The following is a 16851-nucleotide window of genomic DNA, read 5'->3' as shown; positions in this document are numbered from 1 at the left end:
TGGCTCTCCTCAATTCAAACGGAATTGGGGCAGGTCTACCCTGCCCCATATGTCATTTACGTGACGGGCAGCTTACGCTTCGGCCGACGCTTCGGCTTCTTCTGCAACGGCTTCTTCAACCGGTGCTTCTTCGAACTCGCCCAGGTCGACGCCGGCGGCGCCCAGCTGTGCGGTCATGCCGTCCAGCGCAGCACGTGCGGCCAGATCGCAATACAGTGCGATTGCACGGGCAGCATCGTCGTTGCCGGGGATGATGTAGTCGACACCATCCGGCGAGCAGTTGGTGTCGACGACGGCCACAACCGGAATACCCAGCTTGTTGGCTTCGGCGATGGCCAGAGCTTCTTTCTTGACGTCGATGACGAACAGCAGGTCAGGAACGCCGCCCATCTCGCGGATGCCGCCCAGCGAAGCCTGCAGCTTGGCCTGGTCACGCTCCATGCCCAGACGCTCTTTCTTGGTCAGGCCTTCAGCGCCCGATTCCATGGCTTCGTCGATCTGGTTCAGACGGTTGATCGACTGGGAAACGGTTTTCCAGTTAGTCAGCGTGCCGCCCAGCCAGCGGTGGTTCATGTAATACTGAGCCGATTTCTCAGCGGCTTCGGCGATTGGCTGTGCAGCCTGACGCTTGGTACCGACAAACAGAACGCGGCCACCTTTGGCGACGGTGTCACGTACCGCCTGCAGCGCCTGGTCTAGCATCGGAACGGTCTGGGTCAGGTCCATGATGTGGATGCCGTTGCGTGCGCCATAGATGAAAGGCGCCATGCGGGGGTTCCAACGCTGTGTCTGGTGACCAAAGTGAACGCCAGCTTCCAGCAGCTGACGCATGGTGAACTCGGGAAGAGCCATGCTATGTTTTCCTTTTCCGGTTTTCGCCTTGGCGGGGGTGAAAGAAGCGTTTGCTCCAACCGGCGGCCTTGATGAGGATGTCTCCCTCAAAACGACCAAACCCCGCCTGCGGATTTGAATGCCGCGCGTATACGGCAGGTTGACTGACGGTGCAAGGGGCTTTTGCCCCTATTTTTCTGGCCGCGCCAAAGCATGCCCGTGGCGAACGGCCTGCTCGCAATGCGCGGCCAAAGCCTTGCGGTTGTCGAAATCGCTGACCCGGGCCGGAGAATGATAGATCAATTCGACCCGCCCCTGCCGCCGCGCGCCCAGCGTCTTCAGAAGATGCGGGGCAAAATCCATGTCCCCCCACCAGCCATAGAACCGGTCCGGCTGCCCATCGGGCGCGTGGTAGACAACCGAAACCGGCTGAACATACATGAAATCACGCAGTTCATCTGCAAAGAATGCCGCAAAAAGCGTTGTTTTGAATGGTAAAACCCGTAGGCCGTCCGTCGATGTGCCCTCTGGGAAAAACAACAGCTTGTGCCCGGCCTTCAGACGGTCTTCGAACAATCTGGTCTGCTCGCGTGCTTTTTTGGGATTGCGTTCGATGAACACGGTTCCGGTGGCACGGGCCAGCCAACCGATGCCGGGCCAATTCGCCACCTCGGCCTTGGACACGAAGTATACACGCTTGCGGGCGTTGAGCGCGAAGATGTCCAGCCAAGACGTGTGGTTGGCCACGACGGCTCCGCGATGCTGCATCAGCTCACCCGAGCTTGAAAATCCGATCCCAAGAATTCGAAACGCATTGCGACACACGAATTGGGCAATGAAGGGCGTTACTGGTCGACGCAGGCCAAAGATGGGTCTTTCGACCAGGCGCACAAGCAAAAGAACGATCAGACCACCGAACACCAGCACAGCCAGAGGAAGCCCCCGGAGGATCACCAAAATCCAACCCCACACGCCCAACTCAACCGGGTCCGGGTCGTCCGAGCTGTGCCAGACAGCACCGTTTGGCACGTCACGCTCCGCCATAGATGCGTCTCTGTCTTTCGTTCATCCGAGTGGTGTCGAGGATCAGGCAAACGTCGGTGGTGTTGAATGCATGGTCGATGAATGCCCCCTCGCCCACAAACCCGCCCAATCGAAGATAGGCCTTGATCAAGGCCGGAACCTGCAACATTGCACCCCGTCGATCCAGCGCATCTTTCGGAACCAGGTTCATGTTCTGAAAAACATCCGGCTGCGCACGCACCCGCAATTCGGGTGGAGCCAGGTGGTTGTGATGCAGCATCGATAGAGGCTGGGCAATGTGCTTGACGTCTGTGCCGTGAAAGCTGGCAACGCCGAACAGAACCTCGATCTCCCGTTCGGACACATATTTCGCGAGGCCATTCCACAAATGATACATTGCGGTTCCGCCGCGATAGTCCGGATGCAGGCAGGACCGGCCGAGTTCCAGCAATTTGCGGCCGCTGTTTTTCAGAACGGTAAGGTCGTATTCATCCTCAGAGTAGAACCGTCCGACTTCAGCTACGCGGTCACCCGGCAACAGGCGGTAGACTCCGACCACTTCTCCGGTGACGTCGTCATAGGCCAGCATGTGATCAAAATACGGGTCGAACTGGTCGCGTTCCAGGCCCTCTACATGATCGACCATCTCGCCGCCGCCGCCCAATTCACGCACGAAGACGTCATAACGCAGCCGCTGCGCCGCGCGCAGTTCCTCGTCGGTTTCGGCAAGTTTGACAGTGAATGAAGGGCCTGTATCCGGCATGTGGAATGGTCGTTGTCTTGTTGCGATCCCAGCGCTGATACCGCAGCTGCGCGGCGAATGGCAACACGAACCGGGTGGCGAGCCCCGTTAACCTTTCCTAAACCAGTTTCATGGATCAAGAACCGGCATCAAGGCGATGCGTGTTCCGTCAATCACCACTTTGCCCTGGTCGCGAAAGTTCACGGTGATCTTGCCCCCGATGTTGGACTGGACCTGTCCAACGCCCCAGTCGGGGAAATCTGGGTGGCGGACAAACATGCCCGGTGCAAGAATGGCATTCAGATCTGTCATGCGGCGGCTCCGGGTCGGGCATGGGGGATACCACAGGAGGTACGCATGGGCGACACCAACGTCAACCTGGCCGAGTTGATCGGCTCTCGGATCTGCCACGATCTGATCAGCCCGATCGGCGCGATCACCAATGGGCTGGAACTATTGGAGATGGTTGGCGGCACCCAGGGCCCCGAGATGGAACTGATCACCGGCAGCGTCGGCAGCGCCGGGGCGCGGGTTCGGTTCTTTCGCGTGGCCTTTGGCGCGGCCAGCGATCAGCCGCTGGGCCGTAGCGAAGTGACGGAATTGCTGCGCGATGTCGAGCGTGCGGGCCGAGTCCGGGTGCATTGGAACGTCACCGAGGCGATGCCGCGCAATCAGATCAAACTGGCTTTTCTGGCCATCATGTGCTGCGAAAGCGCCATGCCGATGGGCGGCGAGGTAAAGATCGACAGCGTGGGCGACAAATGGACGGTCACTGGTACGGCCGACCGCATGAATGTCGATCCCGACCTGTGGAAAGGCCTCCCAACCGGCACATTCGCCAACAAGGTCACGCCGGCGCAGGTGCAGTTCGCCCTGCTGCCGCAGACGGCGGCCGCTCAGGGCCGCCGGGTTTCAGCCGAGACGGGCGCAACCCGCGTGGTGCTGCGGTTCTGACGCAGCGCCTCAGGCGCGCGTCGTGCCGTTGCCGCGCACCAGGTATTTGAAACTGGTCAACTGCGCCGCCCCCACCGGGCCGCGCGCGTGCATCTTGCCCGTGGCGATTCCGATCTCGGCGCCCATTCCGAACTCACCCCCGTCGGCAAATTGGGTCGAGGCGTTGTGCATCAGGATCGCACTGTCGAGCCGTTCAAAGAAGCGGTCGGCGGCGGACTGATCCTCGGTCATGATGCAATCGGTGTGGTTCGATCCGTATTGCCGGATATGCGCGATTGCTTCGTCGATATCGGTCACCGGTTTTGCGGCGATGATGCTGTCCAGAAACTCCTTGCCCCAGTCGGCATCGGTGGCCGGTACGGTGCCGTCGATGGCCAGCGCACCTGCGGCATGGACCTCGACGCCAGCGGCCAGCAGCGCCGCGATCACGTCGCGCCCCAGCGTTTCCGCGATATCCTGATGCACCAGCAGGCATTCGGCCGCCCCGCAGATGCCAGTGCGGCGCGTCTTTGCGTTCAGCACCACGTCCAGCGTTTTCTGCGGATCCGCAGCCTTGTCGATGTAGATGTGCACGATCCCTTCAAGATGGGCAAAGACCGGCACCCGCGCCTCGCGCTGGACCAACCCGACCAGCCCCTTGCCACCACGCGGCACGATGACGTCGACATAGTCGGTCATGGTCAGCAATTCCTGCACCGCCGCCCGATCACGGGTCGGGACCAGCTGGATCGCATCCTCGGGCAGGTTTGCGGCCTTCAGACCCTCGACCAGGCAAGCGTGGATCGCGGTTGAAGAATGAAAGCTCTCGGATCCGCCGCGCAGGATCACGGCGTTCCCCGACTTGAGGCAAAGCGCCCCGGCATCAGCGGTCACGTTCGGGCGGCTTTCATAGATCACGCCGATCACGCCCAGCGGGGTGCGTACGCGGCGGATGTTCAGCCCCGAAGGCATATCCCATTCGGCCAGAACCTCACCCACTGGATCGGTCTGTTCGGCCACGGTGCGCAACCCGTCGACCATGCCCTGAATGCGCGCCTCGTCCAGCATCAACCGGTCCATCATGGCCGGGCTCAGACCCTTGTCGCGGCCATAGTCCAGGTCTTTCTTGTTGGCCTCGATGATCTGTGCGCGGTTCTTCCACACGGCGTCGGCCGCGGCGATCAACGCGGCGTGTTTGCGCTCGGCCGAGGCGAAAGCCAGATCCCGAGACGCATCCTTGGCGCGCTTGCCAAGATCGGCCATCAGGGCGGGAATGCTGTCAAAGTCCTTCATGTCATCTGCCTTTCCGGTCGTCGGACCAGCCAAATCTATCAGTTTTCGCAGCTACAAAGCCAGATCGTCGCGGTGGATCATCACAGCGCGGCCGGGATAGCCGAGTGCGTCCTCGATCTCGGAGGATTTGCGCCCCTTGATGGCATCGGCCTCATGCGCGGTATAGCGGCTGAGGCCCAATCCCAGACGCCGGCCTTCGTGATCCTTGATCGCCACCGGGTCGCCCCGTCCGAAATCGCCCGTCACTTCGACGATGCCGGCCGGCAACAGGCTTTTGCCATTTTCCAGCGCCCGCGCGGCCCCTGCATCGACCGTGATCTCGCCCCGCGGCTTCATCGCCGAGATCCAGCGTTTGCGCGCCGCATGCGGGTCCAGCTTGGCCTTGAACCAAGTGCTGTTCGCGCCATTGTTCAGCAATTTTAGCGGGTTCAAAGGCGATCCTTCCGTAATCGCCATGTCGCAGCCCGCCGCCGTCGCCATCTGCGCGGCCATCAGCTTGGTCTTCATGCCGCCCTTGGACAGCCCCGAACCGGCGTCACCGGCCATCGCCTCGATCTCGGGCGTGATCGCGTCGATCACGTCAAACCGGGTGGCGGATGGGTCTTCGGCTGGATTGCCGGTGTAGAACCCATCGACATCGGACAGCAGGATCAACTGATCCGCACCGACGGTCACGGCGATCTGCGCGGCCAGTCGATCATTGTCGCCGTATCGGATTTCATCCGTGGCCACCGTGTCATTTTCGTTCACGATGGGCACGACACCCAGCCCCAGCAAAGTTTCCAGCGTCGCGCGTGAATTCAGGTACCGGCGGCGGTTCTCGCTGTCTTCAAGCGTCACCAGAACCTGCGCCGTGGTGATGTCGTGCGGGGCCAACGCCTCTTCATAGGCCCGCGCCAGCCGGATCTGACCGACGGCGGCAGCGGCCTGGGACTGCTCCAGCGACAGCGCGGTTGCGGGCAGACCCAGAACGCCGCGCCCCAGCGCGATCGAACCGGACGAGACCAGAACCACATCGGCCCCCTGCCCCTTGAGCCACGCCACGTCCTGCGCCAGCGAATGCAACCACTCCGAACGCAGCTTGCCGGTCGCACGATCGACCAGCAACGCCGAGCCGATCTTGACCACCAGGCGCTTTGCGTCGGTCAGGGCTGCCACGTCTCGCGCTCCTCGGTGGGTTTCTGGCGCAGGCGGTTTTCGTCGATCTGGGCGCGCAGGGCCCGCAAAACTTCGGTCACGCCCTGCCGGGCCACGCCCGACATGGTCATGACAGGGCGGCTTACGGCCTCTTTCAACTCGGCCTTGGCCAGTTCGAGCTGTTCTTCGTCCAGCGCGTCAATCTTGTTCAACACGGTGATCCGGGGCTTGTCAGCCAGCGCGCCGCCATAGGCCTCAAGCTCGTGGATGATGGTGTGATAATCCTGCGCGATGGTCTCCGACGTGCCGTCGACCAGATGCAGCAACACCGCGCAGCGTTCGACATGGCCCAGAAAACGGTCGCCGATGCCGCGGCCTTCATGCGCGCCTTCGATCAGGCCGGGAATGTCGGCCACAACGAATTCCACGTTGTCCACACCGACGACGCCCAGATTAGGATGCAGCGTGGTAAAGGGATAATCGGCGATCTTGGGCCGGGCGTTCGAGGTGGCGGCCAGAAAGGTCGACTTGCCCGCATTCGGCAGGCCCAGCAGACCCACATCGGCAATCAATTTCAGACGCAGCCAGATCGTACGGTCCACGCCCGGCTGCCCCGGATTGGCCCGGCGCGGCGCCTGGTTTGTGGCCGATTTGAAATGCAGGTTGCCGAAACCGCCATTGCCACCCCGCGCCAGCAGGACACGTTGCCCCACTTCGGTCAGGTCGGCGACCACCGTCTCCTGATCCTCGTCCAGAATCTCGGTTCCGACGGGCACGCGCAGAATGATGTCGTCGCCATCCTTTCCGGTGCGCTGCTGGCCCCGGCCGGGCTGTCCGTTCTTGGCAAAGAAATGCTGCTGATAGCGGAAGTCGATCAGGGTGTTCAGCCCGTCCACGACCTCGGCCCAGACGGACCCGCCCTTGCCGCCGTCCCCGCCATCGGGGCCGCCGTATTCGATGTACTTTTCGCGTCGGAAGCTGACGCACCCGCTACCGCCGGCCCCGGACCGGATGTAGACCTTTGCAAGATCGAGAAATTTCATGTCAGTCCCCTACTGCAAAGGCCCCATCGGCCACAAGTCAGAGTTTTTTGCTGTACGTCCAGGTGGGCACATTTGCGTCGCGCGCCACCGAGAAGCTTTCGGCATCGCCAAGATACTGGAACCCGCAATGGGTCAGGACCCGCGCCGAGGCGGGATTGTCCTGAAACACGCTGGCAAACATCGTGGCGTTTTCCAACGGATTCGCCTGAACCAGCGTTTCCACCGCCAGCGAGGCGATGCCCGTGTTCCAATACAAGGGCGCGACCCAATAGCCCACTTCGGACTGATTGCGATCCAGCCGCTTGAGCGAGATCACCCCGATCAACTCGGGCCCGCCATCCTTGGTGGCGTCCATCGCCCAGACGTCCTCGTCCCGGTCCTCGGCCATGGCGCGGGTAACGAAAGCCTCGATCGAACCGGGCGGCAAAGGGTGTGGAATCGACGTGGTCATGCGCGCCACGCGCTCGTCCCCGGCGTAGTGCTCGATCAGGCCCATGTCCGACCGGCGCAGCGGGCGCAGGTCGAACCGCTCGGTTTCAATGACCGGCTGATTTATGATTGCCTCAAGTTTCATTGGTGTGTTCCTCCTCCGAACAACACGAAAAGTACGGATGCAACAGTCAGACCCGCGAGAGTCCACATCAGATATTTTTCCGCCGGCCGTCCCGCAACCACGCGGGCAATTCTATCGCCCGCAAAGGTCCAGATCGGGTGCAGGACCAACTGGCAGGTCAACAAAACGAGCGCGATCGTGAGCGTCGCACTCAGCACCGACGTCCCCGCCGCGACGAACCCTGTGAATCCCGCGATGATCATCGCCCACGCCTTGGGGTTTAGCGGATGTACCACCAACCCAGCCCAGAAACCCGGAACCGACTCGCCCGCGTCCTGATGGGACAGGCGCAGGTTGGCGATTTTCCACGCAAGCCAGCAAATATAGGCCGCGGAAGCATATTTCAGAACCGCAAACGCGGTGGGGGCCTGTTCCGCCAGTTGCAGAAGGCCAAAGCCCAACGGCCAGATGATCAGCTGCTTGCCCAGAATCACGCCTGCCACGAAGGGCAGTGCCGCGCGGAACCCATAGCGCGCACCCGTTCCCAACAGGACCATGTTAGCCGGTCCCGGCGTGCCGACCTGGCTGGCGGCAAAGATCAGGAAACTGGTGGTTGCAACGGGCATCGGGGCTTTCGATCAAATCTGCGTCAAAACGAGAAAGGGGACCGGCACTTTGTGCCGGTCCCCCATGAATTTTTCTTAAACCTTCTGGGTTTCGGCTTACTCTGCGGCCTCCGCCACTGGCAGGACCGAAATGAAGGTGCGGTTTTTCAGTCCCTTGTGGAACTTCACGGCGCCATCGATAGTTGCAAAGATGGTGTGATCCTTGCCCATGCCCACGCCTTCGCCCGGCCAGAACTTGGTGCCGCGCTGACGCACGATGATGTTGCCTGCAACGGCGGCCTGGCCACCATACAGTTTCACGCCAAGGCGACGACCCGCTGAGTCGCGGCCGTTACGGGAGGAACCGCCAGCTTTTTTATGTGCCATTCTCTCTCTCCTTAGCCTTTGGCCAGCTCTTTGGCCTGCTCAACCCATTCGGGTTTCACTTTGACCGTCTCGATAGCAGCAATCTGCTCCTCCGACAAGGCGGCCAGAGCGGCAAAGCTTTCGATACCGGCTTCGGCCAGTTTCTTGGCAGCTGCGGGACCAACACCGGTGATCTTGGTCAGATCGTCAGCGGCAGCAGCAGCGGCCGGGGCTTCTGCCTTGGCAGCGGCTTTCTTGGCGGGTTTCGCTGCTTTCGCAACTTCACCTGCCGGAGCCGAACCGGTTGCGGCCTTGACGCCCGACTTGTCCGCGCCCGAGGGCAGGATGTCGGTGATCTTGACCAGGGTCAGCTTCTGACGGTGGCCAACGGTGCGCTTCGAGCTGTGCTTGCGGCGGCGCTTGACGAATTTGATGACCTTGTCACCTTTGATCTGTTCGATCACTTCCGCCTGAACGGCCGCACCATCGATGAACGGCGCGCCGACAACCGGGGCGTCGCCACCCAGCATCAGAACGTCGTTGAATTGGACTTTTTCACCTGCGTCGGCAGCCAGCTTTTCAACGCGGAGCACGTCGCCCGCCTGAACCTTGTACTGCTTGCCGCCAGTCTTGAGGACTGCAAACATGCGTCTTTCCTTTTTCTACCGCGTTCTGTGGTCCCCGTCAGACGGGCGTTTCGGCCAAAGCCACCTCGAACAGCGCGCCCTTTTCGGGCGGATGAACGACCGTCAGGGCGCACCCGTCAGGCCAACAATAACGATACCCGGCGCGGAGGTTCCGGCCGGGATGCGCGCTTATCCACGGATCACACGGCAAAGTCAACAGCAAACCGGCCTAAAGATCCGACGCTTGCAGAACCTGCGCCACCGTCACGCCCAGCTGGTATGACAACTCGTTGAACATGGTGTCCAGACCAGCGAACAAGGCGTTGTTCAAGGCTTGCCCTGCCTCGGTACGTGAAAAGGCGATATTCTCGCGCAGCTGGGCCTCGCTGAGCGGTTGGTACGCAAACAGCAGGAACGAGTACAGCCACTCGCGGGTTTGTTGCTCGGACTGCGCTCCCTGCGCCAGCAACTGGGCCAACATTTCCCCGTCGTCGCCCGTGATGCCCTGCCCGTCCGCCAACCCACGGAAGAAATTGTAATCGGCCTGCAACGCCCCGCGCACGTTCCGATCAACAAGGTCGTTGATCTCGACATACTCATCGATCAGACGAAAATAGGCCGCATCACGATCGGCCTCCCGATAGGCGGCCATGGCAATCTCTTCGATGGCTTCGTCGGAAAAAGTTCGACGGGCCGAGTTTTCCAGAGACACGACGGCGCGGCCCAGATCGCTTTCGAAAAACAGCGCAGCCTGCTCCAGTTGCCCTTCGGACATACCGCCAGCCAGCGCGTCATAAATCTTGGCCTGCATCCACGCCTTGTCGTACAAGTCTTCAACCTGGGCCTCGAAAAACGATCCGCCCTCACCGTCCAGCAGGCTTTTGTCCAGTTCGCGCCCCTGCGCGACACCCTCATCACGCAGAATCTGCATCACGTCGGACAAATGCATTGCCTTGGTCAGACGGTCGACCTGGTCCGCCGTGACCGCACTGGCCCAACCGGCCAAAACCAGCCACAGAGCCAGAAACAGCCGCATCAGATGTCCTGAGCCGGACGCAGTTCGGCCATGCGCGCCGCCAGCACTTCAAACCGCATGGCCATGATCTCGTACTGGATTGCGTTCAACAGCTCGTAGACTTCCTGCATCAGCGGCTGTTCCAGCGCTTTGGTATAGGCGTCGACATCCGCGTCAGAGAAATCCTGATAGGTGTAGGCCGCGTTGGCCAAGGCGGACAGTTGCAATGACTGCCGCATCTCGGGTTCGTTCAGCTTCATCATCTGGCGCAGCCCGTCCGCGTCCAACTGCAGGTCGATCACTCCGGCGGCGCTGGCGGCCAGCAGGAACCGCAGCTGGATCTCCTGCAGCGCCCGCAACGAGGTTTCGCTGGCATCGATGGCGCTGTTCATCCGCTTCAGGCTTTCGATGCGGCTCGAACCGGACTTGACCAGATCGGATATGATCTCCTGCCCCTCAAGTTGCTTGGCTTCGTCGTCCTCGACAAGGTGCGAGGCATTTTCCGCCTCGACAAGCCGTTGTCCCAGATCCGAGGCATAAAACTCGACCGCGTGGTTCAGGGCCTCGTCGCTCAGCGTCTGTTCGAGAATCGCAACCGCTGTTTCATGCATGTCGTCGGTGTCGAACACCTCTTCCGTCAGACGCGTCCATTGCGAGCCAAAACCCTCGGGGTCGATCCCCAGCATCTGAGGCGCCGAAGCCGAGGCCAATGCGATGCTTTCCAGGGCCACGTCAAAACCCGTCGTCGTCAGAAAAGCCTCAATCCGATCCCGGCTGGCGGACAAGGCGTTTTGAGCCGTCAGAGCGAACGTGAACACGGGCAGGATGAGCAGAAGCGAAATGCGGTGCAGAAGATGTCTCATACATGTCAGCCTAGGAGATTTCGTCGGACTGGCAATGGAAAATCCGCGGTTTGGCGAATTCGGGAATTTTCTGCTTGCACCCCTCGGCGATCACAACTAAATCCCCCCCTCACAGACCCCCGCGGAGAGGTGCCGGAGTGGTCGAACGGGGCGGTCTCGAAAACCGTTGTGGGTGCAAGCCCACCCAGGGTTCGAATCCCTGTCTCTCCGCCACTACTTCCCAATGATTCTCCCCTTTCTTGTTCGCCTGATGGTTGCAACCGTGTATTTTCGCCGGTGGCGTGTTGTTGCCGCCGATCGTCTGACTGATCAGCGCCGAGTGGCCCAAACCCCGAACATGCGCCGAATCTTTGGGATTTCCCCTTTGATCTCAGGTAGTTTCTCCCCACATCAGCGGCACACATCCGAAAAGGAGACCCCAATGTCCCGCATTATCATCCTGATTATCATCGCCGGATTGGGTGCCGGCGCGTATTTCTACCTGAATCAGCCCGAGCCCACCCCGGCCGAGAAACTGCAATCTGCCGCCAAAGAAGCCGGCGAGGCCGTTGGCGAGGCCGCAACCGCAGCCCAGGAAGCCGCCAGCGAGGCTTTATCGACGGCCACACAGCAAGCAGGTGACGCAGCCTCGGCCGCCGTAGAACAGGCCGGTGAAGCCGCCGAGCAAGCCGGTCAAACAGCTGCCGATCTGGCAAACCAGGCCGGCGATGCAGCTACGGATCTGGCCAACCAGGCAGGCGATCAGGTTGCAGCCCTCACTGCCCAAGGGCAGGAGTTGCTGAATACCTGGGTTGACGAAGGCATGCTGTCGGCCGAGCAGTTCGACTATGACGCGATGGTTGAATCCGTGAAAAACAGCCAGCTGAGCCAGGAAATCCAGGACCAGGTGATCAAGATCCTCGATGGCATCAAGGAAGCGCCGGAAACGGCTGCGCTCAAGATCCAGGAACTGCGCAACCTGTTGACGCAATAAGATCATTCGACAAGGCCGGCAATTGTCCGGCCTTGTCACACCTGCACCGGCTTCCCAATTCCCCAACGTTAACCCTGTGGTCGATTGACGTGCCCGGTGCCATTTGTTTGGCTTGGCTCAACCAGTCGCATCAAGTCGGGACGACCTATTGTCGGCATCGGTGCGCCCTGCCCCGCGGCGCGCACTCGGATCGACCCGTTTGCTTGAAAATGTCGGAAACAAAGGAAAAAGAATGACTGACCTCCCCAAATCCATGTTTGCCGTGATCCAGAAATTTGACGGATACTCGGGTACCGCCACGGGCCCGGCGATCGAGGACGCCGCCGACTGGGTTGAGAATGCCGAGATCCCGGTGCCCACGCCTGGCCCTGGCCAGGTGCTGATCAAATTGCGCACCGCATCGGTGAACCCCTCAGACCTCCATTTCATCAAAGGTGAGTACGGTCAGCCGCGGGTCAAGGGTGCCCCGGCCGGTTTCGAAGGGTGCGGAGACGTCGTAGCCACCGGCGCGGGCGCCGAAGCGCTGAAGGGGCAAAGGGTCGCCTTCGTCGCCTCCGGGTCCGGCGCATGGGCCGAGTATGCCCTGACACAGGCGCAGATGTGCATTCCTTTACGGCCCGAGATATCGGACGATGACGGTGCCGCACAGATCGTCAATCCGCTGACCGCGATGGCAATGGTTGAGATCGCGCGTTCCGAAGGAGAGGCCTTTGTCGTTTCCGCGGCCACCAGCCAGTTGGGCAAGCTGATGTGCGGGCTGGGCCGAGACCTTGGCCTGAAGCCGATTGCGATGGTGCGGCGCCCTGAAACGGTCGGACTGCTCAAAAGCCACGGAGCGGCCGAGGTCATCGTAACCACCGAAGACGATGCCGTCTCCAAGTTTGCTGCCATCAGCGCACAGCTCAAGCCGCGGGTGTTTTTGGATGCGGTCTCGGATCAGCTGTCCGAGCAGGTCTTCTGCGCCATGCCCAACGGCGCGCGCTGGGTGTCTTATGGCAAACTCAGCAGCGAGCCTCCGAAGCTGACCCAAATGGGCCAGTTGATCTTTATGAGCAAACGGATCGAGGGCTTCTGGCTGACCAAATGGATGATGTCCACACCACCCGAAGAGCAGATGCGCGCGGTTGCCGAGGTGCAGGCCCGCTTTGCGGACGGACGGTGGAAAACAGATGTCTCGGCGCATGTCCCGCTGAACAAAATCGTTTCCGATCTGGCAGTTGCACTGAAAAAGAGTGACGGTAAGGTAATAATCACGCCATAGTAGAACAGGCGCCCCGGTGATTGGAGGAGATCCGGGGCGTCAGGACGCCGGGCAAACCGGCATGGGGAGGAGAATTTGGACAACGCACAGCTGCTGATCAGCGGGCTGGCGAATGGCTGTGTCTACGGCCTGATCGCGCTTGGCTTCGTGTTGATCTACAAGGCGACGGAGGCCGTGAACTTCGCCCAGGGCGATTTCATGATGCTGGGCGCCTTCGTCACCATCGGGCTGACCAATACCGAGTATATGGGCCTGCCCTTCTGGCTGGCCCTGCCGATCTCGCTGGGGATCATGGGCGCGCTCGGGTATCTGCTGGACCGGCTGATCATCCGCCGCCTGTTCGGGGAAAGCCAGACCGCCGTGGTCATCCTGACCATCGCCCTGGGCTTCGTGATCCGCTTTGTCGCCGGGCTGATCTGGGGGCACGAGCCGCAGACGCTGGAAAACCCACTGGCCGGCAAGGAGGTCCGCTTTGGCGGCCTGGTTCTGGGGATGGAGGACGTGGCGGTCATCGTCGTGACCGTGCTGCTGACCTGGGGGCTCTATGTGTTCTTCAGCAAGACCAAGCTGGGGCTGGCGATGCAGGGCGCTTCGCAGAACCAGTTGGCGGCCTATTACATGGGCGTCCCGGTCAAGCGCGTGCAGGGTTTCATCTGGGGGCTGGCCGGTGTCGTGGCCGGGATCGCGGGCATCCTGTTCGCCGCCAAGGGATCGGTCGATCCGACCACCGGGTTGCTGGGGATCAAGGCCTTTGCGGCCGCGGTCATCGGCGGTTTCGGCAGCCTGCCCGGAGCCTTGGCGGGCGGTCTGATCGTCGGCGTGATCGAACCCTTTGCCAGCCGCTACATCGCCGCAGGCTATAGCCAGATCGCGCCTTATGCGCTGTTGCTGGCGGTGCTGATCTTCCGTCCGCACGGCCTGTTCAGCCAGGTCCGGGTCAAGAAGGTCTGAGCGCATGAGGATCGTTTTCAAAACCGACTACATGCAGGACATCCGCCCGTGGAAGGACGGATACCAACTGTCGCTCTACCTGATCCTGCTGGCGGTGGTCATTGCCGCGCCGTGGTGGCTGGACGCGTTCTATCTGGGAGAGCTGACGAACGTTCTGATCTGGGCCATCGCCGGGCTGGGTCTGATGATCCTGACCGGGCATACCGGCCAGGCCAGCCTGGGCCACGCGGCGTTTCTGGCCTTTGGCTGCTATGCCAACGTGATCCTGATCGAGTCCGGGGTGCCGTTTTTGGTAGCCTTTCCGCTGGCCGGCATTCTGACCGGCATCGCCGGGGTCACGGTCGCCATCCCTGCCCTGCGGCTGCACGGCATTTATCTGGCGATCTTCACCCTGGCACTGTCGATCCTGATGGACGACCTCATCGTTCTGGCGGAACCGATCACCGGCGGCGTGGCGGGCAAATACATGGGCGGGGTCGAGATTTTCGGCCATCTGGTCGACCGCTGGGGCACGCCCGAGCAGTTCTACTGGCTGGTTCTGGCCGTCACGGTTCTGGTCACGCTGGGCTATATCAACCTTCTGCGCACGCCGTTGGGGCGCAGCTTCATCGCGGTGCGCGACTCGGAAGTGTCCGCGCAGGCGATGGGCATCGACATCGCGCGCACCAAGACCGTGTCCTTTGCCCTGTCCTGCGCCGTGACCGGATGGGCGGGGGCGCTGATGGGCCTTTATGCCGGGGCCTTCAACAACGAAACCTTCAGCGTGGTGATCTCGATCCAGCTGCTGATGATGATCGTGATCGGCGGGCTGGGCTCGATCCACGGCGCGTTTCTGGGCGCCATCGTCATCGGGTTTCTGCCGCAGTTTCTTTCGATCGCCAAGGAATACGCAGGCGCCCTGTTCGGTGGCGGAACCGTCGCCATTCCGGGGCTGGAATTCGGCATCTTCGGCATGATCCTGATCGGCTTCATCCTATTCGAGCCGATGGGCATCTATGGCCGCTGGCTGAAGATCCGCACCTGGTTCGAGCTGTTCCCCTTCTACCGCAAGGACATGTTCAAGCGGCAAAAATCCTATCTCAAGACGGAGCGCCTGAGATGAGCCTGCTGGAATTCGAGAACGTCACCCTGAAATTCGGTGGCCTGACAGCGGTGAACGATCTGTCCTTTTCGGTCGAAGAAGGCGAGGTCTTTGCCATCGTCGGCCCGAACGGGGCGGGCAAATCCACGGTGTTCAACCTGATCTCACGTTTCTATGACCCATACGCGGGCCAGATCCGGTTCGACGGACACGATCTGTTGCAGGTCAAACCCTCGGGCGTGGCCGCCTATGGCGTTGCGCGCACCTTCCAGAACATCGAGCTGTTCGAACATGCCACCGTGTTGCAGAACCTGCTGGTCGGGCGGCACCGCCACCGGCGGACCAATCTGCTGTCCGAGGTGTTCTTTACCCCCTCGGCCCGCCGGCAAGAGATGGAAAACCGCGAGAAGGTCGAAGAGATCATCGATTTCCTCGACCTGCAGGCCTATCGCGACAAGATGATCGCCGGCCTGCCCTATGGCGTGCGCAAGGTGGTCGAGGTCGCGCGCGCGCTGGCTACCGACCCCAAGCTGCTGCTGCTGGATGAACCGGCCTCGGGGCTGTCGGTCGAGGAAACAACCGACATGCGCTGGTGGATCGACGACATCCGGCGGCAGATGGGGATCACGGTGCTGATGGTTGAACATGACATGGGGCTGGTCTCGGGCGTGTCCGACCGGGTGCTGGCCATGGCCGATGGGGCGAAACTGGCCCTTGGGACACCGGCACAAGTGCAATCGCATCCTGCCGTCGTCGAAGCCTATCTGGGGAAAGCCTCATGAGCGCACCAATCCTGAGCATCCGCAACATCGAAAGCTTCTATGGCCCGATCATGGCGATCCGCGGCGTGTCGCTGGACGTGCGCCCGGGCCAGATCGTCTCGATCCTGGGCGCCAACGGGGCGGGCAAGACGACGCTGATGAAGACCGTTTCGGGTGTGATGGACCCGGAAAAGGGCACGATCACCTTCGACGGCGAGGAAATCCAGGGGCTGGAGCCGCACAAGATCGTCCAAAAGGGCATCGTGCATGTGCCCGAGGGGCGCGAGGTGTTCCCGCTGTTGACGGTGAACGAGAACCTCAGCCTGGGGGCCTATACCCTGCATGACAAGGCCCAGATCGAGCGCGACCGCGAGTTGGTGTTTTCCTACTTCCCGGTTCTGAAGGAACGCCGAAATCAAGAGGCCGGCACCCTGTCGGGCGGGCAGCAGCAGATGCTGGCCATCGGCCGCGGCCTGATGGCCAACCCGCGCATCATGCTGCTGGATGAACCCTCGCTGGGCCTGTCGCCGCTGCTGGTCCAAGAGATCTTCGGCATCCTCAAACGCCTGAATGACGAGCAGAACATGACCATGATGCTGGTCGAGCAGAACGCCAACGCCGCGCTGGAACTGGCCGATCATGGCTATGTCATGGAGGTCGGGCGCATCGTGATGGACGGCCCCGCCGACGTACTGATGCGGTCCGAGGACATCCAGAACTTCTATCTGGGCGTGCAGGAGGAAGGCGCGCGGGAAAACCGCCGCTGGAAACGCAAGAAGACGTGGAGGTGAGCC

20 protein-coding genes and 1 tRNA gene are annotated in these 16851 nt (G+C 61.4%); 8 read left to right on the top strand and 13 right to left on the bottom strand.

The annotated features are described in order from the left end of the window. Positions 1 to 72: 72 nt before the first annotated feature. The 4 genes from rpsB to ACR0CU_RS05445 form a co-directional block, all read right to left on the bottom strand. Positions 73 to 852: a 30S ribosomal protein S2 gene (gene rpsB, locus ACR0CU_RS05460; RefSeq protein WP_093962056.1), complete on the bottom strand. Its 780-nt coding sequence runs from the start codon at positions 850 to 852 to the stop codon at positions 73 to 75. Positions 853 to 1020: 168 nt separating this feature from the next. Then, a complete protein-coding gene (olsA, locus tag ACR0CU_RS05455; RefSeq protein ID WP_170445908.1) occupies positions 1021 to 1875 on the bottom strand; it encodes a lyso-ornithine lipid O-acyltransferase in 855 nt (284 codons plus the stop codon). Continuing rightward, a complete protein-coding gene (olsB, locus tag ACR0CU_RS05450; RefSeq protein ID WP_170445905.1) occupies positions 1862 to 2617 on the bottom strand; it encodes an L-ornithine N(alpha)-acyltransferase in 756 nt (251 codons plus the stop codon). Before olsB ends, olsA begins: the two co-directional genes overlap by 14 nt. Positions 2618 to 2725: 108 nt before the next feature. Continuing rightward, entirely contained in the window at positions 2726 to 2908 is a 183-nt protein-coding gene (locus ACR0CU_RS05445) for a DUF3553 domain-containing protein (protein ID WP_170339192.1), read from the bottom strand. A gap of 45 nt (positions 2909 to 2953) precedes the next feature. On the opposite strand from ACR0CU_RS05445, the gene ACR0CU_RS05440 reads away from it, so the two are divergent. Continuing rightward, positions 2954 to 3550, top strand: a complete 597-nt coding sequence (locus ACR0CU_RS05440) for a histidine phosphotransferase family protein (protein WP_170445902.1) — start codon at positions 2954 to 2956, stop codon at positions 3548 to 3550. Between the two features lie 9 nt (positions 3551 to 3559). Here ACR0CU_RS05440 and ACR0CU_RS05435 read toward each other — a convergent pair whose 3' ends face one another. The 9 genes from ACR0CU_RS05435 to ACR0CU_RS05395 form a co-directional block, all read right to left on the bottom strand. Continuing rightward, complete coding sequence (locus ACR0CU_RS05435) at positions 3560 to 4822, bottom strand: glutamate-5-semialdehyde dehydrogenase (RefSeq protein WP_170367101.1); 1263 nt, start codon at positions 4820 to 4822, stop codon at positions 3560 to 3562. A gap of 51 nt (positions 4823 to 4873) precedes the next feature. Continuing rightward, complete coding sequence (gene proB / locus ACR0CU_RS05430; RefSeq protein WP_170357823.1) at positions 4874 to 5980, bottom strand: glutamate 5-kinase; 1107 nt, start codon at positions 5978 to 5980, stop codon at positions 4874 to 4876. Further along, positions 5968 to 7002 (bottom strand): GTPase ObgE, encoded by a 1035-nt coding sequence (gene obgE, locus ACR0CU_RS05425; RefSeq protein ID WP_170445896.1) that lies wholly within the window; start codon positions 7000 to 7002, stop codon positions 5968 to 5970. The genes proB and obgE overlap by 13 nt, the downstream gene beginning before the upstream one ends. Positions 7003 to 7039: 37 nt before the next feature. Next, on the bottom strand, positions 7040 to 7576 hold the full coding sequence (locus ACR0CU_RS05420) for a GNAT family N-acetyltransferase (RefSeq protein WP_170339204.1): 537 nt from the start codon (positions 7574 to 7576) through the stop codon (positions 7040 to 7042). Continuing rightward, positions 7573 to 8181, bottom strand: coding sequence for a LysE family translocator (locus tag ACR0CU_RS05415; protein ID WP_149777268.1), 609 nt, complete (start codon positions 8179 to 8181; stop codon positions 7573 to 7575). Before ACR0CU_RS05415 ends, ACR0CU_RS05420 begins: the two co-directional genes overlap by 4 nt. Positions 8182 to 8277: 96 nt before the next feature. Further along, positions 8278 to 8547, bottom strand: a complete 270-nt coding sequence (gene rpmA, locus ACR0CU_RS05410; protein ID WP_170445892.1) for a 50S ribosomal protein L27 — start codon at positions 8545 to 8547, stop codon at positions 8278 to 8280. Positions 8548 to 8558: 11 nt separating this feature from the next. Beyond that, positions 8559 to 9173 (bottom strand): 50S ribosomal protein L21, encoded by a 615-nt coding sequence (locus ACR0CU_RS05405; RefSeq protein WP_170371061.1) that lies wholly within the window; start codon positions 9171 to 9173, stop codon positions 8559 to 8561. 208 nt (positions 9174 to 9381) lie between these two features. Then, entirely contained in the window at positions 9382 to 10188 is an 807-nt protein-coding gene (locus ACR0CU_RS05400) for a DUF2059 domain-containing protein (RefSeq protein ID WP_170445889.1), read from the bottom strand. Next, the gene (locus ACR0CU_RS05395) at positions 10188 to 11030 is read right to left on the bottom strand and encodes a DUF2059 domain-containing protein (RefSeq protein ID WP_170445886.1); all 843 of its coding nucleotides are present in this window, start codon (positions 11028 to 11030) and stop codon (positions 10188 to 10190) included. The genes ACR0CU_RS05400 and ACR0CU_RS05395 overlap by 1 nt, the downstream gene beginning before the upstream one ends. A gap of 123 nt (positions 11031 to 11153) precedes the next feature. Between ACR0CU_RS05395 and ACR0CU_RS05390 the strand changes: the two genes are divergently transcribed. The 7 genes from ACR0CU_RS05390 to ACR0CU_RS05360 all read left to right on the top strand — a co-directional run bounded on the left by ACR0CU_RS05390 (position 11154) and on the right by ACR0CU_RS05360 (position 16848). Further along, a tRNA-Ser gene (locus ACR0CU_RS05390) sits at positions 11154 to 11243 on the top strand. A gap of 208 nt (positions 11244 to 11451) precedes the next feature. Beyond that, entirely contained in the window at positions 11452 to 12003 is a 552-nt protein-coding gene (locus ACR0CU_RS05385; protein WP_170445884.1) for a hypothetical protein, read from the top strand. Positions 12004 to 12235: 232 nt separating this feature from the next. Then, entirely contained in the window at positions 12236 to 13264 is a 1029-nt protein-coding gene (locus ACR0CU_RS05380) for a zinc-binding dehydrogenase (RefSeq protein WP_170445881.1), read from the top strand. Positions 13265 to 13339: 75 nt separating this feature from the next. Next, positions 13340 to 14215 (top strand): branched-chain amino acid ABC transporter permease, encoded by an 876-nt coding sequence (locus ACR0CU_RS05375; protein ID WP_005983028.1) that lies wholly within the window; start codon positions 13340 to 13342, stop codon positions 14213 to 14215. Between the two features lie 4 nt (positions 14216 to 14219). Beyond that, positions 14220 to 15317 carry a branched-chain amino acid ABC transporter permease gene (locus tag ACR0CU_RS05370; protein ID WP_170445877.1) on the top strand — a complete coding sequence of 366 codons (1098 nt, stop codon included), beginning with the start codon at positions 14220 to 14222 and terminating at the stop codon, positions 15315 to 15317. Beyond that, the gene (locus tag ACR0CU_RS05365; protein ID WP_170445874.1) at positions 15314 to 16078 is read left to right on the top strand and encodes an ABC transporter ATP-binding protein; all 765 of its coding nucleotides are present in this window, start codon (positions 15314 to 15316) and stop codon (positions 16076 to 16078) included. The genes ACR0CU_RS05370 and ACR0CU_RS05365 overlap by 4 nt, the downstream gene beginning before the upstream one ends. Beyond that, positions 16075 to 16848, top strand: coding sequence for an ABC transporter ATP-binding protein (locus tag ACR0CU_RS05360; protein WP_170339217.1), 774 nt, complete (start codon positions 16075 to 16077; stop codon positions 16846 to 16848). The genes ACR0CU_RS05365 and ACR0CU_RS05360 overlap by 4 nt, the downstream gene beginning before the upstream one ends. Positions 16849 to 16851 lie beyond the last annotated feature (3 nt).

This window comes from Ruegeria sp. BC2, assembly GCF_056539245.1.
Note: the sequence above shows the minus strand (reverse complement) of the source record. Positions and strands in the feature narration are given on the sequence as shown.